Consider the following 22,507-nt stretch of genomic DNA (forward strand, 5'->3'; position numbering starts at 1 on the left):
TTATGGGTAAAAGAATATTAATTACAGGAGCAGCTGGTTTTTTAGGTTCGCATTTGTGTGATCGATTTGTAGCAGAAGGTTATCAAGTTGTTGGGATGGATAACTTAATTACGGGCGATTTAAAAAATATAGAACATCTTTTTCCACTGAAAAATTTTGAGTTTTATAATCATGATGTATCTAATTATGTACATGTTGCCGGCAAATTAGATTATATATTACATTTCGCTTCTCCAGCTAGTCCTATAGATTATTTAAAAATTCCCATACAGACGCTGAAAGTAGGTTCGTTAGGAACACATAATTTATTAGGTTTGGCTAAAGAAAAAAAAGCTAGATTTATGATAGCATCAACTTCGGAGGTGTATGGAGACCCGACAGTTCACCCACAGCCAGAAGAATATTGGGGGAATGTAAATCCAGTAGGGCCAAGAAGTGTGTATGATGAGGCTAAACGTTTTCAAGAAGCAATCACAATGGCATACCATACTTTCCATGGTCTTGAAACAAGAATTGTAAGGATTTTCAACACATATGGGCCAAGGATGAGATTAAATGATGGAAGAGTTTTACCCGCATTTATAGGTCAGGCGTTAAGGGGAGAAGATTTGACAATTTTTGGAGATGGATCACAAACAAGAGCATTTTGTTATGTTGACGATTTAGTTGAAGGTATATATAGACTTTTAATGTCTGATTATGCTCATCCAGTTAATATTGGTAATCCAAATGAAATTACAATGAATGATTTCGCTAAAGAAATCATAAAACTGACAGGAACATCTCAAAAAATAGTATATCATCCATTACCTCAAGATGATCCAAAACAAAGACAACCAAATATTACTAAGGCGAGGACTCTTTTAGGATGGGAACCAAAAATTACCCGTAAAGTAGGTCTTGAACGAACTTATGATTATTTTAAAAAATTATCTCAATCAGAGTTAAATAAGTTACCTAGGGAATTTGAATCAAAAACAAGTTGAATTTGATGTATTTGTTACAAATTAAATTTCACGAGAATTCTAAATCTAATCAGTTTATATTGATACTAGTTTTTTAGGAATAATATTGGTATTTAGTTTTTTGTAAGATAAAAATTTAATAAATTAAAAAAAAACATAGATAGAACTTAAAAAATACAAGTTTTTTTCTGTCAAAAAAAATATAATAATGAAAAATTCATTTGACGTTCCTGTACTTTTTCTAGTCTTTAACCGTCCTGAAAAAACAAAACAAATCTTTGATAGGATTCGGTCTGTAAAACCTAAGTATTTTTATATAGCTGCGGATGGACCTAGAGTAAATAAAGAGGGGGAATCTGAGTTATGTAACGAAGTAAGAGATATAATTGGTAAAATTGATTGGGATTGTGAAGTTAAATATCTTTTAAGAAATGAAAATTTAGGATGTTCCAACGCGATTGTATCAGCGATTGATTGGTTTTTTGATAATGAAGAACAAGGTATTATATTAGAAGACGATTGTTTGCCAGATCCAAGTTTTTTTTCTTTCTGCGATGAGTTATTGGTTAAATACAAAGACAGTAATGAAGTTATGATTATTAGTGGTACAAATTTAGGGAATTCATTTGGAAGCGATAGTTATTTTTTTTCTAGATATGGTCAAATATGGGGCTGGGCGACCTGGAGAGACGCTTGGAATAAGTACGAGCGTACTATTATTGTTAATGATAAGGATTTAAAATTCAGGTCGTGTAATGAAAAAAATTTTTGGAACAAAAACTTTTCTAACGTTATATGGGATGTACAATGGGCTATTTATTCTGTTTGGAAAAATAATGGAATTGCTATTATACCTAACAAAAACTTGGTTACCAATATCGGGTTTGGATTAGATGCTACCTATTACACCGATGAAAATAGCATTAATTCAAATATTGAATTAAGTGCAATGAGTTTTCCTTTGAGTCATCCAATTGAAATTGGAATTAATGATTCAATTGAGGATGTTTTTTTTTATAATCATTATTATGTTACGATCCATAAAAAAATAAAAAATAAACTAGTAAAGGTTTTATTTTCTCTTGCTGCTAAACTTAAGTAATTTTTAAGTAATTTGATTTAGACATTTAAAATAAGATAAATTTTGATGGTGATAAAGTTAATAAGGAATGTTTTAAATAAAGTTGGTGTTGACGGAGCTATTGCCTACGTTATTTTGGCAAGAGTAATTCAAGCAGGTGGAGGATTAATTTGTGTTTTTTTTATTGCTAAGTATTTAACTAAAGTCGAACAGGGCTATTTTTATACTTTTGGAAGTATTTTGGCTATCCAAATGTTTTTTGAATTAGGATTGTCTACTATTATAACGCAATTCGTAGCGCACGAAAAAGCATTTTTAAATTGGGATGGAAAAACAACTTTAGTAGGTAACGAAAAATCATTATCACGATTAGCTTCTTTATTGCAGTTTTGTATAAAATGGTTTGCTGTTATGGCTATAATTTTTATTATTGTCTTATTAATTTTTGGGAGTCTCTTTTTTACTGAGTATGGTAAACAAAATAATGATGTAGAATGGCAAATGCCATGGATCATTTTAGCATTAATCACCGGAGCAAATTTGATGATGTCACCGATACTGGCTTTTTTAGAAGGCTTAGGTAAAGTAAAGGATGTGGCTAAGATTAGATTTTTGCAACAAGCATTCCAATTGATTGTATTGTTTTCTTCTTTAATGCTTGGATTAAAATTATTTTCGGGACCTATTGCAGCCTGTGCTTCGGTTCTTATTATAGTATTTAGCATCATTTTTAGTTACAAAATGAAATTGCTTCATTTTATTTACTATGAATTAAAAGAGTGGAAGGTAAATTATAAGATAGAAATTTTTCCTTTTCAATGGCGTATAGCATTAAGTTGGATTAGCGGTTATTTTATTTTTCAATTATTTAATCCTGTCGTTTTTGCGACTGAAGGGGCAACTGTGGCTGGTCAGATGGGAATGACTTTGGTAGCCTTAAGTGGAATATTGACTATATCAATGAGCTGGATTAATACTAAGGTTCCGTCATTTTCGAATCACATAGCGATGAAAAATTATACAAGCTTGGATTTTATTTTTAATAAAGCGATTAAACAAACATCTATAATTTGTGTGGTCAGTTTGTTTGTTTTTATAGTGATTGTCTATTTTTTGCAATATAATAACTACCCTATAGGTAATCGTTTTTTACCTATCCCACTAATTGTGTTGCTGTCAATAGCTACTTTCATAAATCAATTTGTAGGGGCTTTGGGAACCTATTTACGTTGTCATAAACAAGAACCTTTTTTAATTATGTCCGTAGTAATGGCAATATTAATGTGTAGTTCGATTTACTTTACAGGGAAGTTTTGGGGGATTTATGGAATTGTTGGAGGTTATACTTTGATAATAACAGGTAGTCTTTTATGGGGAGTTTTTATTTTTAATTCAAAGAAAAAAGAATGGCACTTGTAATAAGCATTAGTATTGTTATTTATTAAGCAGTAGAGTTTTTCTTAATGTGATAATTTCTACCTAAAAGATGAAAATAAAGAAGGAATTGTATTACTACAATCGAATCATTGTTTTTTAATTGAAAAAATAAGAAGTTTTAGTTTTTGTTTAAAATACTTTTATGAAAAAAATATTGATTATTTTCGGAACACGTCCAGAAGCCATAAAAATGGCCCCATTAGTAAAAGAATTTTTAAAGCATCCTGACAAGTTTGATACAAAAGTTTGTGTTACAGCACAACATAGAGAAATGTTAGACCAGGTTTTAGATTTTTTTGAAATTAAGCCAGATTACGATTTAAATCTTATGAAGCCGGGGCAAAATTTATTTACATTAACAGCAGATGTTATTGTTTCAATGAAACCTGTTTTTGATGACTTTAAACCTGATTATGTTTTTGTACATGGAGATACCACTACTTCTACTGCGGCAGCCTTATCTTCTTTCTATGCAGGGATAAAAGTTTGTCATGTTGAGGCTGGATTGCGTACTAATAATAAATTATCTCCATTTCCTGAAGAGATGAACAGACAGCTGACAGGTAGATTGGCTGATTTGCATTTTGCCCCTACAGAACAAGCGAAAATAAATTTGCTTTTAGAAGGGATTAATCCTAAAACAATTTTCGTTACTGGGAATACTGTCATTGATGCTTTGTTATACGCTAAGGATAAAGTGGAAGAGGTTGAGGATGATCAGATTGAGTCATTAAAGACCATTATTGATAAATCAAAAGACTTAGTATTGGTGACAGGACACAGAAGAGAAAATTTTGGGGATGGATTTATAAATATTTGTAAGGCGTTAAAGCAATTGGCTTTACAAGAAAATGTGCAGATTGTTTATCCTGTTCATTTGAATCCAAATGTTCAAAAACCTGTTAATGAAATATTAGAGAAAACGAAAGATGTTCATCTAATTAATCCGTTGGCTTATCCTGCTTTTGTTTGGTTAATGAAACAATCTAAAATTATTATTACCGATAGTGGAGGGGTACAAGAGGAAGCTCCTAGTCTTGGAAAGCCTGTTTTGGTAATGCGGGATACTACAGAAAGGCCCGAAGCGATAGAAGCAGGAACAGTTATGCTTGTTGGAACGGATACTTCTAAAATTGTAAATCATGCAACATCTTTGTTAAATAATAATCAATTATATGAGAAAATGAGTAAAGCGCATAACCCTTATGGTGATGGATTAGCAAGTGGAATTATAATTGATTGTCTGTTGAAAAGTAATTGATTTAAATTAATATTTTATGCGAATTATTTACTTAATGCATGTTTCTTGGTTTTGGGCTAAACAACGGCCTCAATTTATTGCTGAACATTTATCTAAAGAAAATAAGATAACTGTTATTTATCCCCAGCAGTTTGGTAAGAAGGAAAAGTGCGTAGAAAATTTAAATCCAAATCTAAAAATAAAATATTTTAGGAGAATACCTGGCGCATACAAAATAAAGTTTTTTGGAATGCTGCATGATTTAATAGTTGCTTGTCAGCTTTGGTCAGATATACGTAAAACTGATGTAGTTTGGGTGACACATCCTTTTTTGTATCGTTTTTTAATTTTTTTTAATTTTAGCACTAATGTGAAACTTGTTTACGATTGCATGGATGATGTCCTTGAATTTCCTGATACTGTGAATAATGTCAGCAGACGAAAATCCATGCTTGAATTGGAAAAGGCGTTGGTGAGTAGATCTAAAATTGTATTTTCAACATCTCATTATCTTTCCGAAAAATTGAAAAAACGTTATGGTTCTGATTTAAATCCGAAGTTGGTAAATAATGCGATTAACATCGATAGTTTTACCAAAAAGTCACATGAAGAATTACCGGAAGTGATCGAGAAATGTTTTAGAGATGATTGTGTCAATATAGTTTATGTAGGTACTATATCTTCTTGGCTTGACTTAGATCTTATTAGAAAAAGTATTGGTATTCAAGATAAATTGAATTATATTTTCGTGGGACCATCTGAGATATTCTTACAAAATGAAGAAAGATTGAATTTTCCTGGACCAATTAAACATGAATTAGTACCTGCTCTTTTAAAACGTGCCGATGTATTAACAATGCCTTTTATTTTAAATGAGCTAATACTAGCAGTTAATCCTGTTAAATTATACGAATATATATATTCAAATAAACCAATAGTAAGTGTTAGATACGAAGAGACAGAGCAATTTTCCCCTTACGTCATGTTATATAAGAACGAGGAGGAATATTTGAAAATAATGCAACAGCTTGTATTAGGAGATTTTCCATTATTAGATGTTGACTGTAATCAATCTTTTGTAAAGAATAACACTTGGAATAAAAGAGTCGAAATTATTCAGGAATGTTTAATAAAAGAGATATGATTTTAAGTGAAACATTGGTGCTTTTAGTCAACTATAATAATTATTTAGACACCATAGATTGCGTTAAATCTCTTGAAAGATCAGTAATTGCTAATTTTCAAATATGTATTGTTGATAATTGCTCTCATGACGAATCCCTTCAGTATTTTAAGATTGAGTTTTGTTTAAAGGAAATGGAGCATGATAAATACCTATATTGGATTGGGTGTAAAGGAAATATAAAGGTACATCTATTCCAGAATAAAGGAAATTTGGGTTTTGCTAGTGGTAATAATATTGGTATAAATTTTGCTTGTCAGCAACACTTTAAATTTGTTTGGATACTTAATAATGATACTGTTGTCCTTCCAGAAACTTTAAGCAACTTAATTGGTACTGCGGAAGTTGCTGTAAATAATAAAAAAAATATAGCTATAGGAGCAAGGGTTTTATCCTATTACACAAATGATTTTGATTCAGATGGTTTTGGTTATTTAAATCTGTTTACTAGCCAAACTTCACATTTGTCAAAATATATAGTTCAAAAGAAATATTTAGTTGCTTCCTCTTTGTTCCTTAATACCAGTAATCAATTGCCTTTAATGGATGATAGGTTTTTTCTATATTACGAAGATATAGACTATAGTATTCAGCTCACTGAGGCAAATTATGAGTTGATTTTTGATTCTAGTGTATTGGTGAGACATAAAATAAGTGCCAGTACAAAATTAAATGAAAATATTGAAAATATAAAAATTGAGAGTATGGTATCGTTTTATAAAAAAAACTACCGCTACTTATTACCAATACTTTTGGCTACTAGATTATATTATTACGTCGTAAAAAGAAGATATAATTATTTAAGAGTATTTTTAAAACAGTTTTAAATATGTGTTCATACATTAAAAATTTAATGAAAAATGTCCGATAATAAGATAAGTTATTACGATAAATTCAAAGAGAAATCAATTGATTTTAAATGGATTTTGTTTTTAGTAGGTTTTTTTTCATTCTGTAATGGGATCTTTATTAGGATAGATGCTTTTAATATTAGGTTCTCGGATTTTTTTTTTTATTCATTTCCAGTACTAATATTTTTATATTTTAAAAAAGTAAGAATAAAAAGAACAGAGTTTTTTTTACTGTTTCTAATTTTTGCTTTATTTATGCTCCTTGTTTTAAGAGGGATATTTCCTTTAGTAACAAATGCTACTTATGATAGTTATTTTGTAAAGTTTCTGTTCAATCGTATTTTATGGATTCCAATATACGCATTGTTTTATCTGGTTTTCAGAGGGAAGGTACTATTTTATTTTTCAGTAGGTCTCTTTGCCGGTTTATTTTTTAATTCTGTTTTTGTTTTATATGAATATACTGTTATTATTTTGGGTAAAATTCCTGATTATAATATGCTATCCTCTATCGGGGTTTATTTTGATGAAAAGAAAATGGATATATTTAATCAAGGTTTTATACGTCCTACTGGGTTGATGATGGATCCGAATTATACTGCAGGATATAGTGGTATAGGAATTCTGTTTGCTGAGAAATTAAAATTAAAATCGAAACATAAATATCGGTTTATTATTGGACAAACATTCCTGCTAATAGTTATGTTTTTACTATTGTCACGAACAGCAATATTCTCTTTTCTCATTGTTGTTTTTGTCTTTTTTTTATTAGTGTTAATTTCTGATAGAAATGAAGTGCTTAAGTCTTTTGAAGTTATAGCATGGAGACCATTAGTTTTGTTAATTTGTTTTTTCATTCTTATATCTATAGTTGCAGCTGGCATAGGGATTGATGTCTGGCAACTTTTGGGCGATAGGTTTAGTTCTAATGATTCTAGTACTGCGACTAGAGTGTCTTATATCGATGATTACTTCAGCAAAGTTCCTTTTTTATTAATATTATTTGGCTTTGGTACTTCACGTGCAGGAGTTGGAATCGATAATTATGTTAATAATCATACTCTTTCAGATGAAGTCTGGACGCCAGAATCCAGTATTTTAACGATGATGATTGAACAAGGGGTATTATTTATTTTATTATATTTTATATTGAGTGTTATTTTCTTTTATCGCCTTTATAAGATTGATAAATATTATGCTGCTGTTTTTATGTATGTTAATCTTATTGGTATATCATATAATTTTTTAGGCGATCGACTTTTTTGGTTTATGTACATTATTCTCATATTAACTATTCCTACCTATAATAAAAATGAAAATACTTATTGATTTAACTGGGTTGTATGGTAGAAAACATACGGGGGTTGAGAACTATTCAAAAGAATTATTTAATGAGCTATGTGATCAAAAACTAGATGTGATTGGCATTTTTTCTAAGGAGGATCAGTTATCAAAAGATCAAAAACATGCTATATCATTCTTCAAAAATAGAGTGATTAATGATTTTTTTGCAATCCCTTTTTTTATATTAAAGTATCGTCCAAAAGTTGTTATATTTCCGATTTTTCCTCCTTTGGTTTTGATCTATCTGTTTCGATTATTGGGTGTTAAAATTGTTCCTGTCGTACACGACTTAGCTTTTAAACGTTATAGTTATACATTGTCTTTATTGGCAAAAATATATCTTTCGTATAGGTATTTTGCGGCATTGAAATTTTCTTCATCAATTATAACGGTTTCTGAGCATGTTAAATTAGATATTATGCAATTTACTCGTTGTGAAATATATAATTTTGGTCAGCATATAGAATCTATTTCGTTACCAAACAGTAAAGAAATTATTCATACCGTCCTTGATCGTTATTCAGTAGTAGAGGGTGAGTATATTTTATCTGTATCTACAGTTGAGCCTAGGAAAAACCTAAAGTATCTGTTGCGAATAATGATTCGTTTTAATCAAATGGGCTTGAATACAAAACTGTTATTGGTTGGGCGTATGGGATGGAATTCAGATAAGGAGTTGAATGGGCTATTAGAAGAGCTTGGCGATAAGGTTTTGTTTACAGGATATGTTACAAACGAAGAACTTTCTGTCCTTTATAGTAATTGTAACTATTTTATGTTAATGTCTTTATATGAGGGGTTCGGAAGAACTCCGCTGGAGGCTGCGTTGTTAGGGGCTCAAGTTGTAGTTTCAGATATACCTGCTTTTCGAGAAAATTTAGACGGCCTAGCTACATTCTTGTCTCTTGACGACATAGAAGTTGCTATTGACGTATTGAAAAATAGAACACATCATGAGATTAATACTGCAACACTTTTAGAGGTGGTGAATGATAAATGGAAGGTAGATGTGGAATTACTTGTTTAGTTTTAGAATAAAAACATTTGTTATATTCTTAAATAATGCATTATAATAAATTTAAAATAATTTTATATGGTTAATTTTTTTGCAGGTATTCCTTTCTCAACTGAAGATATTGAAGGAATTTCAAAGCTTTCATTTGCTCGAATAGCAACAGTAAATAATGAATATATTTTTAATTACCATACTGATATTAATTTTAGGGATACATTAAAGGATGCAGTTTTTGTCTGTGATGGCCGCATTCCTTTTTTGTTTAGCAAAAATGTTTTAAAAAAATATGTTGTTAATATTACAGGTATTGATCTGATAAAGTTTGTTTACGGATCAGGTCAGTTTAAATCGGTTCTTTTTATTGGAGATACTGATGAAGCTAATTTTGAAATAGTTGATTATTTTAATAAAGCTGGTTTTCGAGCTTCTGGATGGAATCCTTTTATCGGAGACTTAGGGGCTTTAAAACTAAACGATGATTTTTTTAAATACGATGCAGTATTTGTGGCATTAGGTTGTAAAAAGCAAGAGAAGTTTATTGATTATTTTAAAAATGATATGCAAAAAAATGGAGTTCAGCTTGTTGCTGGAATTGGAGGCGCATATAGTATTTTTTTAAACAAGAAAACGTTACCTAGTTTTGTTTATAATGCTGGGTTAGGTTCTATTTGGCGTTTATTTCAAGAGTTCAAGTTATTTAGGATTATTCGCTTATTTGACTCTTTGAAAGCTTTTAGATATTATTTTAAATAAGACTAGATTGGCCTTCTGTTTAGGATTTAACTAGATAAGAGTTAGTTTCTAGAGTGTAGTTAATCATTTTTACGAATAGATTAGTGTGTTGGTTAATTGTGTACTTAAATATAATGCGCCCTAAAAAAGGGGTGAAATGGCATATTTTAAGCCCAGATTTTATACAGTAAATAAATTTAATGAAGATAATTATCACAGGGTCAAGCGGATTTGTTGGACAGAATCTTAAAAGATATTTAGAATCATTGCACGAGTTGCATTCTTTTTCAGTGCGCTACAAGCCACAGCAACAGTTTAAGTTGGATGGATATGCGATCGTACATGCGGCAGGAAAGGCACATGACTTAAAGAAAGTGTCTAATGCAAAAGCTTATTACGATGGTAATTTTGAGTTAACTAAGCAGTTATTTGATTCTTTTTTGGTGTCGGAAGCCAAAGTATTTGTATTTATCAGCACAGTAAAAGCTGTTGCAGATGAGGTAAAGGGAATATTGCATGAAGATGAAATTCCCAATCCTAAAACGCACTATGGTAAATCTAAGCATCAGGCAGAACAATATATTTTATCTACTGAACTACCAATAGGAAAACGAGTTTATATTCTGCGGCCTTGTATGATTCACGGTCCTAGAAATAAAGGGAATTTAAATTTATTGTATCAATTGGTTGCCAAAGGATTTCCTTGGCCTTTGGGAGCTTTTGAGAACCAACGTTCTTTTCTGAGTATCGAAAATCTTTGTTTTGTTATTAAAGAATTATTAGAAAACAATGCAATTCCATCGGGGGTCTATCAAGTAGCAGATGACGAACCTTTGTCTACAAACCAATTAATTTTGTTGCTTGGAAAGAGTTTGGATAAAAAAAGCAGAATACTCAACTTATCAAAAAATATGATAACCTCTATTGCTAAATTGGGAGATCATTTACATTTACCCTTAAATTCAGAACGGTTACAAAAGCTAACGGAGAATTATGTGGTGAGCAATCAAAAGATAGTAAAGTCTATCGGCAAAGACTTACCTATTTCTTCTGAAGAAGGTTTAATGATAACTTTTGAATCCTTTAAGAAGTAAAAGACAAAAAAAATATAATGACTGGAACTAAAAATAACAACTATGTTTTAATCATGGCTGGTGGCGTGGGCAGTCGGTTTTGGCCTAAGAGCCGCAACCACTTTCCTAAGCAGTTTATTGATTTTCTGGGTTTAGGTAAATCATTACTGCAACTTACTTATGAGCGATTTGAGAAAATTTGTCCTAAAGAAAATATTTATATACTGAGCAATCGGCAGTATTTGGATTTGATTCAAGAACAATTGGTGGGGATTTCTATTACTAATATATTATTGGAGCCGAGTCGTAACAATACAGCGCCTTGTATTGCTTATGCCTCCTACAAAATTTTGAATCAAAATTCGGATGCCAATATAGTGGTAGCACCATCCGATCATTTGATTTTAAAAGAAACTGAATTTTTGGATAAAATTTCACAAGCCCTAGATTATACCGCAACAAACGACGCATTGGTGACGTTAGGAATTACTCCAACACGACCGGATACGGGTTATGGGTATGTCAATTTCCAGAGAGAGGGTATTGATGGCGTTCATAAGGTGGAATGTTTCCTAGAAAAGCCTATTCTCGAAAAAGCACAAGAATATCTAGCTAGCGGAGCGTATTTGTGGAATGCAGGAATTTTTATTTGGCGCGCCCAAAGTATTCAAAATGCTTTTAAACAACATGCAACCGAAATACATGAATTGTTCATTCAAGGAAATGATGTCTACAATACCAACGCAGAAGTAGCATTTATAGATGAAAAGTACCCTAAAAGTCCTAACATCTCTATAGATTATGCTATTTTAGAAAAGGCAACGAATATTTATACTATTCCTGCTGATATCGGTTGGTCCGATCTGGGTACTTGGGCTTCCTTGCATGAGGTAGCTGAGAAAGATGCTTTTAATAACTCGGTTACCGTTTCTCAAAAGCATCTCAGCAACACTACGAATTGCTTGATACAAGTGCCAAAAGGGAAAGGGGTAGTTATAGACGGGCTTGAAAATTACATTATTGTTGATGATGCCAATGTATTACTAATTTACCCTAAAGACAAAGAACAAGAAATCAAACAAGTATCGATACAAATGAGTGAAGATTTTGGTGTTGATTTTCAGTAAAAAAAGTGATAATTAATAACGTAATACTGTAAATGAAAACTACTATATTTAATCAAATAAATGAATCCTTACAACAAGAGGGATTTACAATAGCATCCTATGATGATCATCGCCCCTGGGGCGGTTTTTTTGTTATAGATGAAAATCAAGCGCAAAAATTTGCAGACACCTATTTTGAAGGATTGGATGTGTCTACCCTTAAGATATCCGGAAAACTTAGTCCGAAAATATTGTTAGTAGCGCCTCATCAACGATTGTCCTGGCAATACCATCACCGTAGGGCCGAGATATGGCGACTCATCGATGGGGAAGCAGGTGTTATTCGCAGTAAAGATGATGTACAAGGAGAACTTGAAGTATTAAAAAAAGGCGATACGATTACCTTGCAGCAAGGGGAGCGCCACCGTTTAGTAGGACTCGATGATTGGGGAGTTGTTGCTGAAATTTGGCAACACACCGTCGCAGAAAACCCATCTGATGAAGATGATATTGTACGGTTACAGGATGATTTTGGGAGATAGCAGGCTGTTGTCGGTACGGGAGTGAGAAGTGAGAAGTGAGAAGTGTCCTTCGACTGCGCTCAGGGTGACAGAATGAATGTTGATTTTTATGACAATCTGTTACTTGAATCACTGTTGAAAATGGAACACGGATGACACGGATTTTAACTGATACACGCGGATTTAAAAATCTAGCTAGAACTGACATTTTGATTAAGGAGTCCTTTGACTGCGCTCAGGGTGACAGAGTGGATGTTATATTATATTTTTTTTACAAAATCCCGAAGTGTTGGGAGGGACTGCGTTTTGAATATTCGCAGCCAGCGGGTTACTAACCATTATAATTCTATATTTTAAATAAAAATGACTTTAGAAATTACTACAATTCAAGATCTTGTGATTATAAACCCAACTGTATTTCATGACGAACGGGGTTATTTTTTTGAAGCTTATAATCAAGCTAAATTTCATGAAAATGGGATCAATTATCAGTTTATTCAAGACAACCAATCTTTCTCTACGAGAGGGGTAATTCGTGGGTTGCATTTACAGATTAACCCTTATGCACAGGCGAAATTAGTGCGGGTATTAGAAGGAGAAATTCTGGATGTTGCCGTCGATTTACGAAAAAATTCGGAGACTTATGGGCAGCATTTTAGTGTGGTTTTGAGCGCAACTAATAAAAAACAATTGATGGTGCCACATGGCTTTGCACATGGCTTTTCGGTCTTGAGCGAAACGGCGTCAGTACTGTATAAAGTAGATCAGCTGTACAATAAGGATAGTGAGAGAGGCATTCGTTATGATGACCCGACTCTTGCCATAGATTGGCAATTAGATTCTAAAGAGATTATTGTATCAGAAAAGGATTTGATTTTGCCTAGTTTTAATGATATCGATTGGGAGTTTTAATACTTAACCGCAAAGTTCGCGAAAAAAAAGTTTAAAGTTTAAGGTTTAAAGTTGTCACTGGTGAGAATGAGAATTGGGTTTAACCGCAAAGTTCGCAAAGAAGATTAAAAAAAGTTTAAAGTTTAAGGTTTAAAGTTGTCCAACCGCAAAGTTCGCAAAGAAGATTAAAAAAAGTTTAAAGTTTAAGGTTTAAGGTTTAAAGTTGTCGGTAAGATTGAGAGTTTGTTTGATAAAAAATAATTATGCAAAAAATAGTAGTAACAGGAGCCACTGGACAATTGGGTTCAGAACTGAAAGTGTTATCTGAGAATTATGCGCAATATGAATGGATTTTTGCCGATAGGACGCAAGTATCTTTGGATAATTTGGATGTCTTAAAATACCAATTAGAAGTACTATCTCCAAATATAATTTTGAATTGTGGTGCTTATACTGCTGTAGACAAAGCTGAAACCGAACAGGAATTAGCAAACATTATTAATGATTTGGCTGTAGGTATTATTGCCCAATATGTTAAAGATCATTGCGTAAAATTAATCCATATTTCTACGGATTATGTTTTTGACGGTACTGCAGCTACTGCATTGACGGAGACTGCTGCAACAAATCCTATCAATGTTTATGGTGTGACCAAGTTGGCAGGAGAAAAGGCTTGTTTGCAAGAAAATCCAAATTCAATTATAATCAGGACTTCTTGGGTATATTCCAGTTTTGGAGCTAATTTTGTAAAAACGATGTCGAAATTGATGCAAGAAAGAGCTACTTTAAGCGTTGTCAATGACCAGATTGGGAGTCCAACCTACGCAGCTGATTTGGCCCAGGCCATCATGGTTATACTCACACATGAGCAATGGCAGGCAGGTATTTATCATTTTTCTAATGAGGGAGAGATCAGTTGGTATGAGTTTGCTTTGGCGATTAAAGAAATTGGTGGTTTTGATTGTGAAATCATTGGAATTCCTGCTTCTAATTATCCAACACCTGCAAAGCGTCCACAGTTTTCTTTATTGGATAAGGGTAAGATTAAGAAGGTTTATGGGGTTGAGGTTCCGGATTATTTATCTAGTTTACGGAAATGTATGGAACTACTACTTATTACGAATTGAAGCGAATTGAAATGAATTCACTCGAATTTCACAAATATATAGTGCCAATTACGTTTTATTGAAAGTAAAAATATTAGGGCTTAGTATTTTTCTTTTGTCTTGATACAAAAGAAACAAAAAATCAAGCCTGAAAATAAAAAGCTTAAAAACTACCTCAAAGTGCCGTTCCGCAGCCCGAGCCGTTCGTCCTTCGTCCTCAACTCGCGGACTGCTGCCACTTTACTTTTTCGTTGTTTTTTTATGCTTTTTATTTAAGGGCGCGGGTAAGAGTGGAGTGAAGAGCGTTTAAGGAATTTATATTATTTATTATTATTATTTATTCCTGAAGAACAATCTTTTCTTTTAGCTCACTTAACTTTTAGTATAAGTGGTGTTCGCAGAATCTTCGATTTGCCTTGATGCAAAAGAAACAAAAATTATTCACGGATTGATATTGTTTTTTTAGTATTCATGGATCTTCGATTTCAAGCCTGAAAATAAAAAGCTATAAAAATTAAAAACTTAAAAATTGTTTTGGGTTTTTACAAGACTCCCACTGGCAGTCCTCCTTTTAATTTCAAATGTTGTTTCTTTATGCTTTTTATTTAAGGGTGGGGCAAAGAGTATTGAGAAGTGAATAGTGCATAGTGAGAAGCGAATAGTGAGAGGTGAGAAGTGAGGAGTGAATAGTGAGAAGTTAGAAGTGGCTTTCAATTTTCATTTTACCGCAGCCTAAAGAGAGTTGAAAATTTAGAGTTTGATGTTGTTTCGAGGCTATATAGAGACTTTGAATTGTGCTACAAATAGCTTTTACTGAAAGTAAAATTAATGGGTATTTATTTTTCTTTTGCCTTGATACAAAAGAAACAAAAGATCAAGCCTGAATAGTTTTAACCCAAAATCATCGGACGCATTTTTCTATCACAACCCCAGCCGCTCGTGTTTCACACTCGACTCGGGGGTTGCTCCCTCCGGCCACCGCTTAAATCCTTACCGTGATTTTTTCGGTAAAAACTATAAGGGCGATGTGAAGAGTATTTAGAAGTGCATAGTGAGAAGTGAGAAGTGAGAAGTGGCTTGCAATTTTCGTTTTGCCTCAGCCGTAAAGGAAGCCGAAAATAAGGGTTTTTCTATTATTGACACTAAAGAGTAAACAAAAAACATTTAAGAGGTTTTTACAACTAATTAAAATATATAAAAATAAAATGAAAAAAATATTAATCACTGGTGGTGCCGGTTTTATTGGGTCCCATGTCGTACGACTTTTTGTAAAAAAGTATCCGCAGTATCACATTTTTAATTTGGATGCGCTTACGTATGCAGGGAATTTAGAAAATATCACCGATATTGAAAACGAACCTAATTATACTTTTATAAAAGGAGATATTGTTGATGCTTCCTTCATAGATCAATTGTTTGCGGAGCATCAATTTGACGGTGTATTGCATTTGGCTGCTGAATCGCATGTGGACCGTTCCATAACGGATCCGTTGTCTTTTGTTAAAACAAATGTAATAGGAACCATGAATTTGTTAAATGCCGCCAAAACAATATGGAACGGAAATTATGAAGGGAAACGTTTTTACCACATTAGCACTGATGAGGTTTATGGAAGTTTGGGTGCTGAAGGATTATTCACCGAGACTACCGCTTATGATCCTAACTCTCCTTATTCTGCTTCTAAAGCAAGTTCGGATCACTTTGTTCGAGCGTATGGTGAAACCTATGGTTTGCCCTATGTATTGACGAATTGTTCAAATAATTACGGTCCTTTTCATTTTCCTGAAAAACTGATTCCATTGTTTATCAATAATATCATTCAAAACAAACCGTTACCCGTGTATGGTGATGGGAAATATACCCGCGACTGGCTTTTTGTGGAAGATCATGCTGTAGCGATTGATTTAGTTTTTCATGAAGGTAAAAATCACGATACTTATAATATTGGTGGTTTTAATGAATGGCAAAATATTCATTTGGTTAAGTTGCTTTGTAAAATCATGGATGATAAGTTAGGAAGAGCAACGGGAACATCAGAACAATTGATTGCCTATGTAAAAGATCGTCCTGGACATGATTTGCGCTATGCGATTGACGCCGGTAAGATAAATAGGGAGTTGGGATGGAAGCCATCGGTTACGTTTGAGCAAGGACTGGAACGAACCGTAAATTGGTATCTGGAAAATCAAACCTGGTTGAATAATATTACTTCAGGGGAGTATGCTAGTTATTACGAGAAACAGTATAGTTAGTGAGAAGTGAATAGTGAGAAGTGAATAGTGAGGAGTGAATAGTGAGGAGTGAATAGTGAGAAGTGAGGAGGGAGAAGTGAATAGTGAGAGGTGAGAAGTTTTCAGTATTTCGTTTAGTGATGAATTAGTCAAAAAAGTGTAAGGTAGGAAGATGAAAAATCTAAAAATATGAAATCAACAGTAAAAAAAACTTTTCTTACTCGAATTAAAACGAATTAATCCGAATTTCATGAATGGATGCTAGCGATGAGATTTTGTTTAAAGTTAGAAATTATGACTTGTTAATTTTCTTTTAGCTCACTTAACTTTTATTATAAGTGGTGTTTGCTTCGCCAGTTCGCTTCGCTCGGGTGTCTGAATCTTCGATTTGCCTTGATGCAAAAGAAACAAAAATTATTCACGGGTTATTATTGTTTTTTTGTATTCATGAATCTTCGATTTCAAGCCTGAAAATCTAACACTGTTTTAGGTATTTACCTGACTACCACCGGCAGTCCTCTTTTTAATTTCAAATGTTGTTTTTTGACGTTTTTAATTTAAGGGCGGATTTAGGAGTGGTGAGATGTGAGTTTTCGATTTTCGTCACTTCGAGTGATTTTATAAAATAGCGAGAGCATTTTTATAAAATTGTATCGAGAAGTCTAGGATAAAGGGATTCATTTAAAAAAAGCACTTAATTTAATCATAAAACTTAATTATATGCAGTTGACCGATTATTGAAGATGTACAAATCTGGAATTGGGTGTGTTGATTAATTTCGGCAGGCCTTCATTAACTTATAAAAAAATAATTAATTTGAAAAATTCGAATTAATTCGTAAAATTAGTACAATTATGAAAGGAATTATATTAGCCGGAGGCTCCGGAACTCGGTTGCATCCGTTAACGCTTGCTATGAGCAAACAAATGATGCCTGTGTATGATAAGCCGATGATTTATTATCCATTGTCTACTCTGATGATGGCTGGGATTCATGAAATATTGATTATTTCTACGCCTCATGATTTACCTAATTTCAAAAAATTACTAGGCGATGGGTCTTCGATAGGCTGTCAATTCAGCTATGCGGAACAGGCTATTCCGAATGGTCTGGCGCAAGCTTTTGTAATTGGAGAAGAATTCATAGGAAAAGATAGTGTCGCATTGGTTTTAGGTGATAATATTTTCTTTGGGGCTAATATGCATGAATTATTGCAATCCAATACTAGTCCTGAAGGTGGAGTCGTTTTTGCGTATCATGTTTCTGATCCGGAGCGCTATGGTGTGGTGGAGTTTGATGCTGCTTTTAAAGCACTTTCTATTGAAGAAAAACCTTTGGCGCCCAAATCCAATTATGCAGTACCAGGATTGTATTTTTATGATAATTCAGTAGTCGAAATTGCCAAAAATATCAAGCCAAGTGCTCGTGGAGAATATGAAATAACCGATGTGAATAAAGTGTACTTGGAAAAAGGAGCTTTGAAAGTAGGTATTTTAAGCAGAGGTACTGCTTGGTTGGACACCGGAACTTTTAATAGCTTAATGCAGGCGGGACAATTTGTTCAGGTTATTGAAGAGCGTCAAGGACTGAAAGTAGGCTGCATCGAAGAAATTGCCTGGAGACAAGGTTTCATTAGTGAACAACAATTGAAAGATCTTGCCGAGCCTTTGAAAAAATCAGGGTACGGGGAGTATCTTTTGGGATTGCTGAAGCATAAGTTGTAAGTTAGTAGTGAGAGGTGAATAGTGAGAAGTTAGTAGTGAGAAGTGAATAGTGAATAGTGAGAAGTGAATAGTGAATAGTGAATAGTGATTAGGGATTAGTTCTTATTTACCATTATTATATTATTATTATTATTATTTATTTAAAAGCATAGACATAGTTTAAAACATGACATATTTTGCATTAATTATTATATTAGTTGGTATTGAACTTATTTATTTTAAAATAGCGGATACCTACAATATCATTGATAAACCCAATAGTAGATCATCCCATACTTCTATTACATTAAGAGGTGGTGGCATTATTTTTCCAATAGCCATAACTATTGCTTTTTTACTGGGCTATGTTTCTTGGGCTGTTACGCTTGCTGTAGTATTAGTGGCTGTAGTAAGTTTTATTGATGATATCAAACCACTGTCTCAATTGCCTCGTTTTATTTCACACGTCATAGCTGTTGGTTTGGTTTTTTATGAGTTGCATTTGTTTTATGAACCTTTGTGGTTGCTTCCTGTTGTGTTTGTACTCCTTATAGGCTGGGTGAACGCCTTCAATTTTATGGATGGTATCAATGGGATAACCGTTTTGTACGCTTTAGCAGCCATAGCTACTTTTTCTTTTTTACCAATCAACAAAGCCAGTTTACCATTACTGATTACTATGGGATTGTCCTGTTTGGCTTTTGGGATATTTAATGTTCGAAAAAAAGCTAAAACCTTTGCAGGTGATGTTGGGAGTATTAGTATGGCACTCTTTTTGGGCTATTTTATGATAAAGACTATTATTGATTCAGGGCAACTCGGGTATATTCTTTTCTTTTCGGTATATGGAATTGATGCTATTATCACCATCATCAATAGATTGCTTAAAAAAGAAAATATATTTCAGCCGCACCGCTCTCATTTATACCAATATCTGGCTAATGAAATGGGCTATTCCCATATTTTAGTCGCTTTTATTTATGCAGGATTACAATTGGGTATAAACGGACTGGTTATTTATATGGATGCCAATGGGTATTTAACCCTGCTTTTTATGGGCGGATTTTTACTGCTACTGACCTTCATCTATTTACTTGTTCGAAATTTTGTTACTCGTAAAATGGTTCTCGGAAATTCTTAATCCGTTTGTTGCTTGTGTTTTTATCCCGAATAAAATACTTCGAAAGCTATGACAAAACGTCTTTTTGATATTGTTTTCTCTCTCTTCACACTTCTCCTATTTTTTTGGGTTCTATTAATTTCTTGGCTGCTTGCCGCTATGGATACACATACGAATGGCATCTTCCTCCAAGAACGCATTGGTCAATTTGGTGTGCCATTTAAAATATATAAACTGCGGACGATTCGGACTGAATCTCACACCGGCGAAAAGTACATTTCGAGAATAGGCCAGTTCCTGAGACGCTTTAAATTGGATGAGATGCCACAGTTTTTTAATGTTCTCAAAGGAGAAATGAGTATTGTGGGGGCAAGACCCGATGTGACGGGTTATTATAATTTGTTAACAGGTGAAAATCGTAAAATACTAGAATTGAAGCCAGGATTAACTAGTTTAGCTTCCATAAAATATAATAAAGAGGAGTTCATGTTGCAGAAGCAGGAGTTGCCTTTGGTTTATAATGATAGTGTTATTTTCCCGGATAAAGTACGAATGAATCTAGCGTATTACTACAATCGAAGTTTTAGTGGGGATATACTGCTTATTTTGAAGACTGTGCGGGTTGTTTTTTTTCGAGGGAAATAGATTGAAGAAAAGGGTTTTATGTTGTAGTGAGCCACTAGTAGGTTTATAATTTTCGTTTTGCACCAGTCCTAAAGGGAATTGAAAATTCAGAGCTTGATTTTGTTTCAATGTTAGATGGAATCGGAAATCTATAATGTTATTTTAATTTGGATGATTTGAATATTTTAAATAACACTACTAATGACTTTTTATTGAAAGAATAAACTAAGGTTTAGTCGTTTTCTTTTTTCCTTGATGAAAAAAGTAACAAAAAAATATTCACGGGTTGTAATTTTTTTTTTTTGTATTCATTAATCTTCGATTTCAAGGCTAAAAATAAAAAGCTGTTTTGGGTTTTTTACCTGACTGCCACTGGCAGTCCTCCTTTTAATTTCAAATGTTGTTTTTCTATGCTTTTTATTTAAGGGCGGTTAGAGGAGGGGTTACATAAACGTTTATTGGAACTACTACTACTACTACTACTACTACTACTACTACTACTACTACTACTTTATAGGAAGAACAATTTTTTCTTTTTTGCTTGATCAAAAAAGAAACAAAAAAATCACTGCCTGAATAGTTTTATCCCAAAATCATCGGACGTATTTTCCTATCGCAACCCCAGCCGCTCGTGTTTCACACTCGACTCGGGGGTTGCTTCCTTCGGCCACCGCTTAAATCCTTACCGTGATTTTTTGGATTAAACTATAAGGGCGGTATGAAAAGTGCTTAACTGAACGTTTATTGGTACTATTGGTATTGGCTTTGAAATTTTCGTTTTGCACCAGTCCTAAATGAAGTTGAAAATTTAGTGCTTGATTTTGTCTCTAGACGGAGCTCAAGATGACAGCTCTGTAGCGGCTGAAATAGTTCTCGATACATTTTTATGAAATAGAAACTGTGAATTTATAACAACAGTTGAAAAGCGTTTTTTGGTTTTAGGCTTCTTTGGACAGGGGGTTACTGAATTATTTTCATTCCATTTTTTTTATCTTGAGTTAAATGCGGTCTCCGTTCCAATAAATTTTTACCTTTAAAAAATATATTCCAAGCGTATTCGTTGTGAATAGGAACAACTCTTTATTTTGAAGATGGAAAAAAACAAAATTTGGCTTTCACCTCCTCATATGGGTGGAAACGAACAGCACTATATTCAAGAGGCCTTTGATACTAACTGGATTGCTCCGATAGGACCCAATATTGATCTCTTTGAACAAAGTTTGGAGCATTATCTGGGTTCAGGGTATGTTGCCGCAGTGAACTCGGGTACCGCGGCCATTCATTTAGGTTTGATTCTTTTAGGGGTTCAGTCAGGTGATACCGTACTTTGTCAGAGCATGACCTTTTCAGCTTCAGCCAATCCTATTTTGTATCAAGGGGCAATCCCTATTTTTATAGACAGTGAAGCTGAAACCTGGAATTTATGTCCTGTTGCACTTGAAGAAGCTATAATTGACCAAATAAAAAAGGGAAAAAAGCCCAAAGCTATCATTGCTGTTCATTTATATGGGATCCCTTATAAAATTGATGCCATTCGTGTCCTTGCTGATATTTATGGGATTCCAATTTTGGAAGATAGCGCTGAGGCATTAGGAAGTAGTTATAAAGGTCGAAAATGTGGTACTTTTGGAGATATTGGAATATTTTCTTTTAATGGCAGTAAAATCATAACTACCTCTGGAGGCGGTGCAATTGTGACAAATTCCGAGGCTTTAAAGAAGAAAGCTATTTTTTATGCCACGCAATCCAGGGAGGATGCGATTCATTATCAGCATAGTCAGATCGGGTATACTTACAGAATGAGTAATGTATGTGCCGGAATCGGCCGGGGACAAATGGAAGTGCTACAAAAACATTTGGAATCAAGAAGGAGAGTACATCAATTTTATACGGTATTATTTGAAAGCATCGACGGAATTACAGTGCATGCTGTACCTGATGACCGTTATTTTTCTAATTATTGGTTGACAGCAATCTTAATAGAACCCAATAACCCTTACCAATTGACAAGGGATCAAGTGATGCGGGCACTTTCAGAGGAAAACATTGAATCACGCCCGCTTTGGAAACCGATGCATTTGCAACCTGTTTTTAAGGAAAATGCATATTACGGTCATGAAGTAGCCGCAACTTTATTTGAGCATGGACTTTGTTTGCCGTCGGGCTCAAATCTTAGCGTGCCAGCATTAAACAGGATTAAAGAAGTTTTCTTGCAATTAACTTGCTGAGGTTTAACCAAGGAAGCTTGTTTATTTGAAGAAACGTTGTTTTTAAAACAATCCCA

19 protein-coding genes are annotated in these 22,507 nt (G+C 33.4%); all 19 read left to right on the forward strand.

Annotation, left to right across the window (positions count from 1 at the left end):
• The first annotated feature begins 2 nt into the window (after positions 1–2).
• Positions 3–986: a UDP-glucuronic acid decarboxylase family protein gene (locus tag DR871_RS15270; protein WP_113666993.1), complete on the forward strand. Its 984-nt coding sequence runs from the start codon at positions 3–5 to the stop codon at positions 984–986.
• A gap of 187 nt (positions 987–1,173) precedes the next feature.
• Positions 1,174–2,067, forward strand: coding sequence for a nucleotide-diphospho-sugar transferase (locus DR871_RS15275; RefSeq protein WP_113666994.1), 894 nt, complete (start codon positions 1,174–1,176; stop codon positions 2,065–2,067).
• Between the two features lie 45 nt (positions 2,068–2,112).
• Positions 2,113–3,465, forward strand: coding sequence for a lipopolysaccharide biosynthesis protein (locus DR871_RS15280; protein WP_113666995.1), 1,353 nt, complete (start codon positions 2,113–2,115; stop codon positions 3,463–3,465).
• Between the two features lie 160 nt (positions 3,466–3,625).
• Entirely contained in the window at positions 3,626–4,744 is a 1,119-nt protein-coding gene (gene wecB / locus DR871_RS15285) for a non-hydrolyzing UDP-N-acetylglucosamine 2-epimerase (RefSeq protein WP_113666996.1), read from the forward strand.
• Between the two features lie 16 nt (positions 4,745–4,760).
• Positions 4,761–5,867 carry a glycosyltransferase family protein gene (locus tag DR871_RS15290; protein ID WP_129752553.1) on the forward strand — a complete coding sequence of 369 codons (1,107 nt, stop codon included), beginning with the start codon at positions 4,761–4,763 and terminating at the stop codon, positions 5,865–5,867.
• Positions 5,846–6,733, forward strand: a complete 888-nt coding sequence (locus DR871_RS15295) for a glycosyltransferase family 2 protein (RefSeq protein ID WP_113666998.1) — start codon at positions 5,846–5,848, stop codon at positions 6,731–6,733. The genes DR871_RS15290 and DR871_RS15295 overlap by 22 nt, the downstream gene beginning before the upstream one ends.
• 33 nt (positions 6,734–6,766) lie before the next feature.
• Entirely contained in the window at positions 6,767–8,086 is a 1,320-nt protein-coding gene (locus DR871_RS15300; RefSeq protein WP_113666999.1) for a hypothetical protein, read from the forward strand.
• Complete coding sequence (locus DR871_RS15305; RefSeq protein ID WP_113667000.1) at positions 8,070–9,128, forward strand: glycosyltransferase family 4 protein; 1,059 nt, start codon at positions 8,070–8,072, stop codon at positions 9,126–9,128. Before DR871_RS15300 ends, DR871_RS15305 begins: the two co-directional genes overlap by 17 nt.
• 66 nt (positions 9,129–9,194) lie before the next feature.
• Positions 9,195–9,869: a WecB/TagA/CpsF family glycosyltransferase gene (locus DR871_RS15310; protein WP_113667001.1), complete on the forward strand. Its 675-nt coding sequence runs from the start codon at positions 9,195–9,197 to the stop codon at positions 9,867–9,869.
• A 179-nt stretch (positions 9,870–10,048) separates the two neighbouring features.
• Positions 10,049–10,942, forward strand: coding sequence for an NAD-dependent epimerase/dehydratase family protein (locus DR871_RS15315; protein WP_113667002.1), 894 nt, complete (start codon positions 10,049–10,051; stop codon positions 10,940–10,942).
• Between the two features lie 17 nt (positions 10,943–10,959).
• Complete coding sequence (locus DR871_RS15320; RefSeq protein WP_207209815.1) at positions 10,960–12,048, forward strand: mannose-1-phosphate guanylyltransferase; 1,089 nt, start codon at positions 10,960–10,962, stop codon at positions 12,046–12,048.
• A gap of 32 nt (positions 12,049–12,080) precedes the next feature.
• Positions 12,081–12,569, forward strand: coding sequence for a cupin domain-containing protein (locus DR871_RS15325; protein ID WP_113667003.1), 489 nt, complete (start codon positions 12,081–12,083; stop codon positions 12,567–12,569).
• 342 nt (positions 12,570–12,911) lie between these two features.
• Complete coding sequence (gene rfbC / locus DR871_RS15330; RefSeq protein ID WP_113667004.1) at positions 12,912–13,460, forward strand: dTDP-4-dehydrorhamnose 3,5-epimerase; 549 nt, start codon at positions 12,912–12,914, stop codon at positions 13,458–13,460.
• 242 nt (positions 13,461–13,702) lie between these two features.
• A complete protein-coding gene (rfbD, locus tag DR871_RS15335) occupies positions 13,703–14,566 on the forward strand; it encodes a dTDP-4-dehydrorhamnose reductase (RefSeq protein ID WP_113667005.1) in 864 nt (287 codons plus the stop codon).
• A 1,184-nt stretch (positions 14,567–15,750) separates the two neighbouring features.
• The gene (gene rfbB / locus DR871_RS15340) at positions 15,751–16,797 is read left to right on the forward strand and encodes a dTDP-glucose 4,6-dehydratase (protein WP_113667006.1); all 1,047 of its coding nucleotides are present in this window, start codon (positions 15,751–15,753) and stop codon (positions 16,795–16,797) included.
• An 833-nt stretch (positions 16,798–17,630) separates the two neighbouring features.
• A complete protein-coding gene (gene rfbA / locus DR871_RS15345; protein WP_113667007.1) occupies positions 17,631–18,500 on the forward strand; it encodes a glucose-1-phosphate thymidylyltransferase RfbA in 870 nt (289 codons plus the stop codon).
• A gap of 166 nt (positions 18,501–18,666) precedes the next feature.
• Positions 18,667–19,620, forward strand: coding sequence for an MraY family glycosyltransferase (locus DR871_RS15350; RefSeq protein ID WP_113667008.1), 954 nt, complete (start codon positions 18,667–18,669; stop codon positions 19,618–19,620).
• Positions 19,621–19,668: 48 nt separating this feature from the next.
• Complete coding sequence (locus tag DR871_RS15355; protein WP_113667009.1) at positions 19,669–20,244, forward strand: sugar transferase; 576 nt, start codon at positions 19,669–19,671, stop codon at positions 20,242–20,244.
• Between the two features lie 1,070 nt (positions 20,245–21,314).
• Positions 21,315–22,451: a DegT/DnrJ/EryC1/StrS family aminotransferase gene (locus DR871_RS15360; protein WP_113667010.1), complete on the forward strand. Its 1,137-nt coding sequence runs from the start codon at positions 21,315–21,317 to the stop codon at positions 22,449–22,451.
• Positions 22,452–22,507 lie beyond the last annotated feature (56 nt).

This window comes from Flavobacterium petrolei (assembly GCF_003314435.2).
Taxonomy (GTDB): Bacteria; Bacteroidota; Bacteroidia; order Flavobacteriales; family Flavobacteriaceae; genus Flavobacterium; species Flavobacterium petrolei.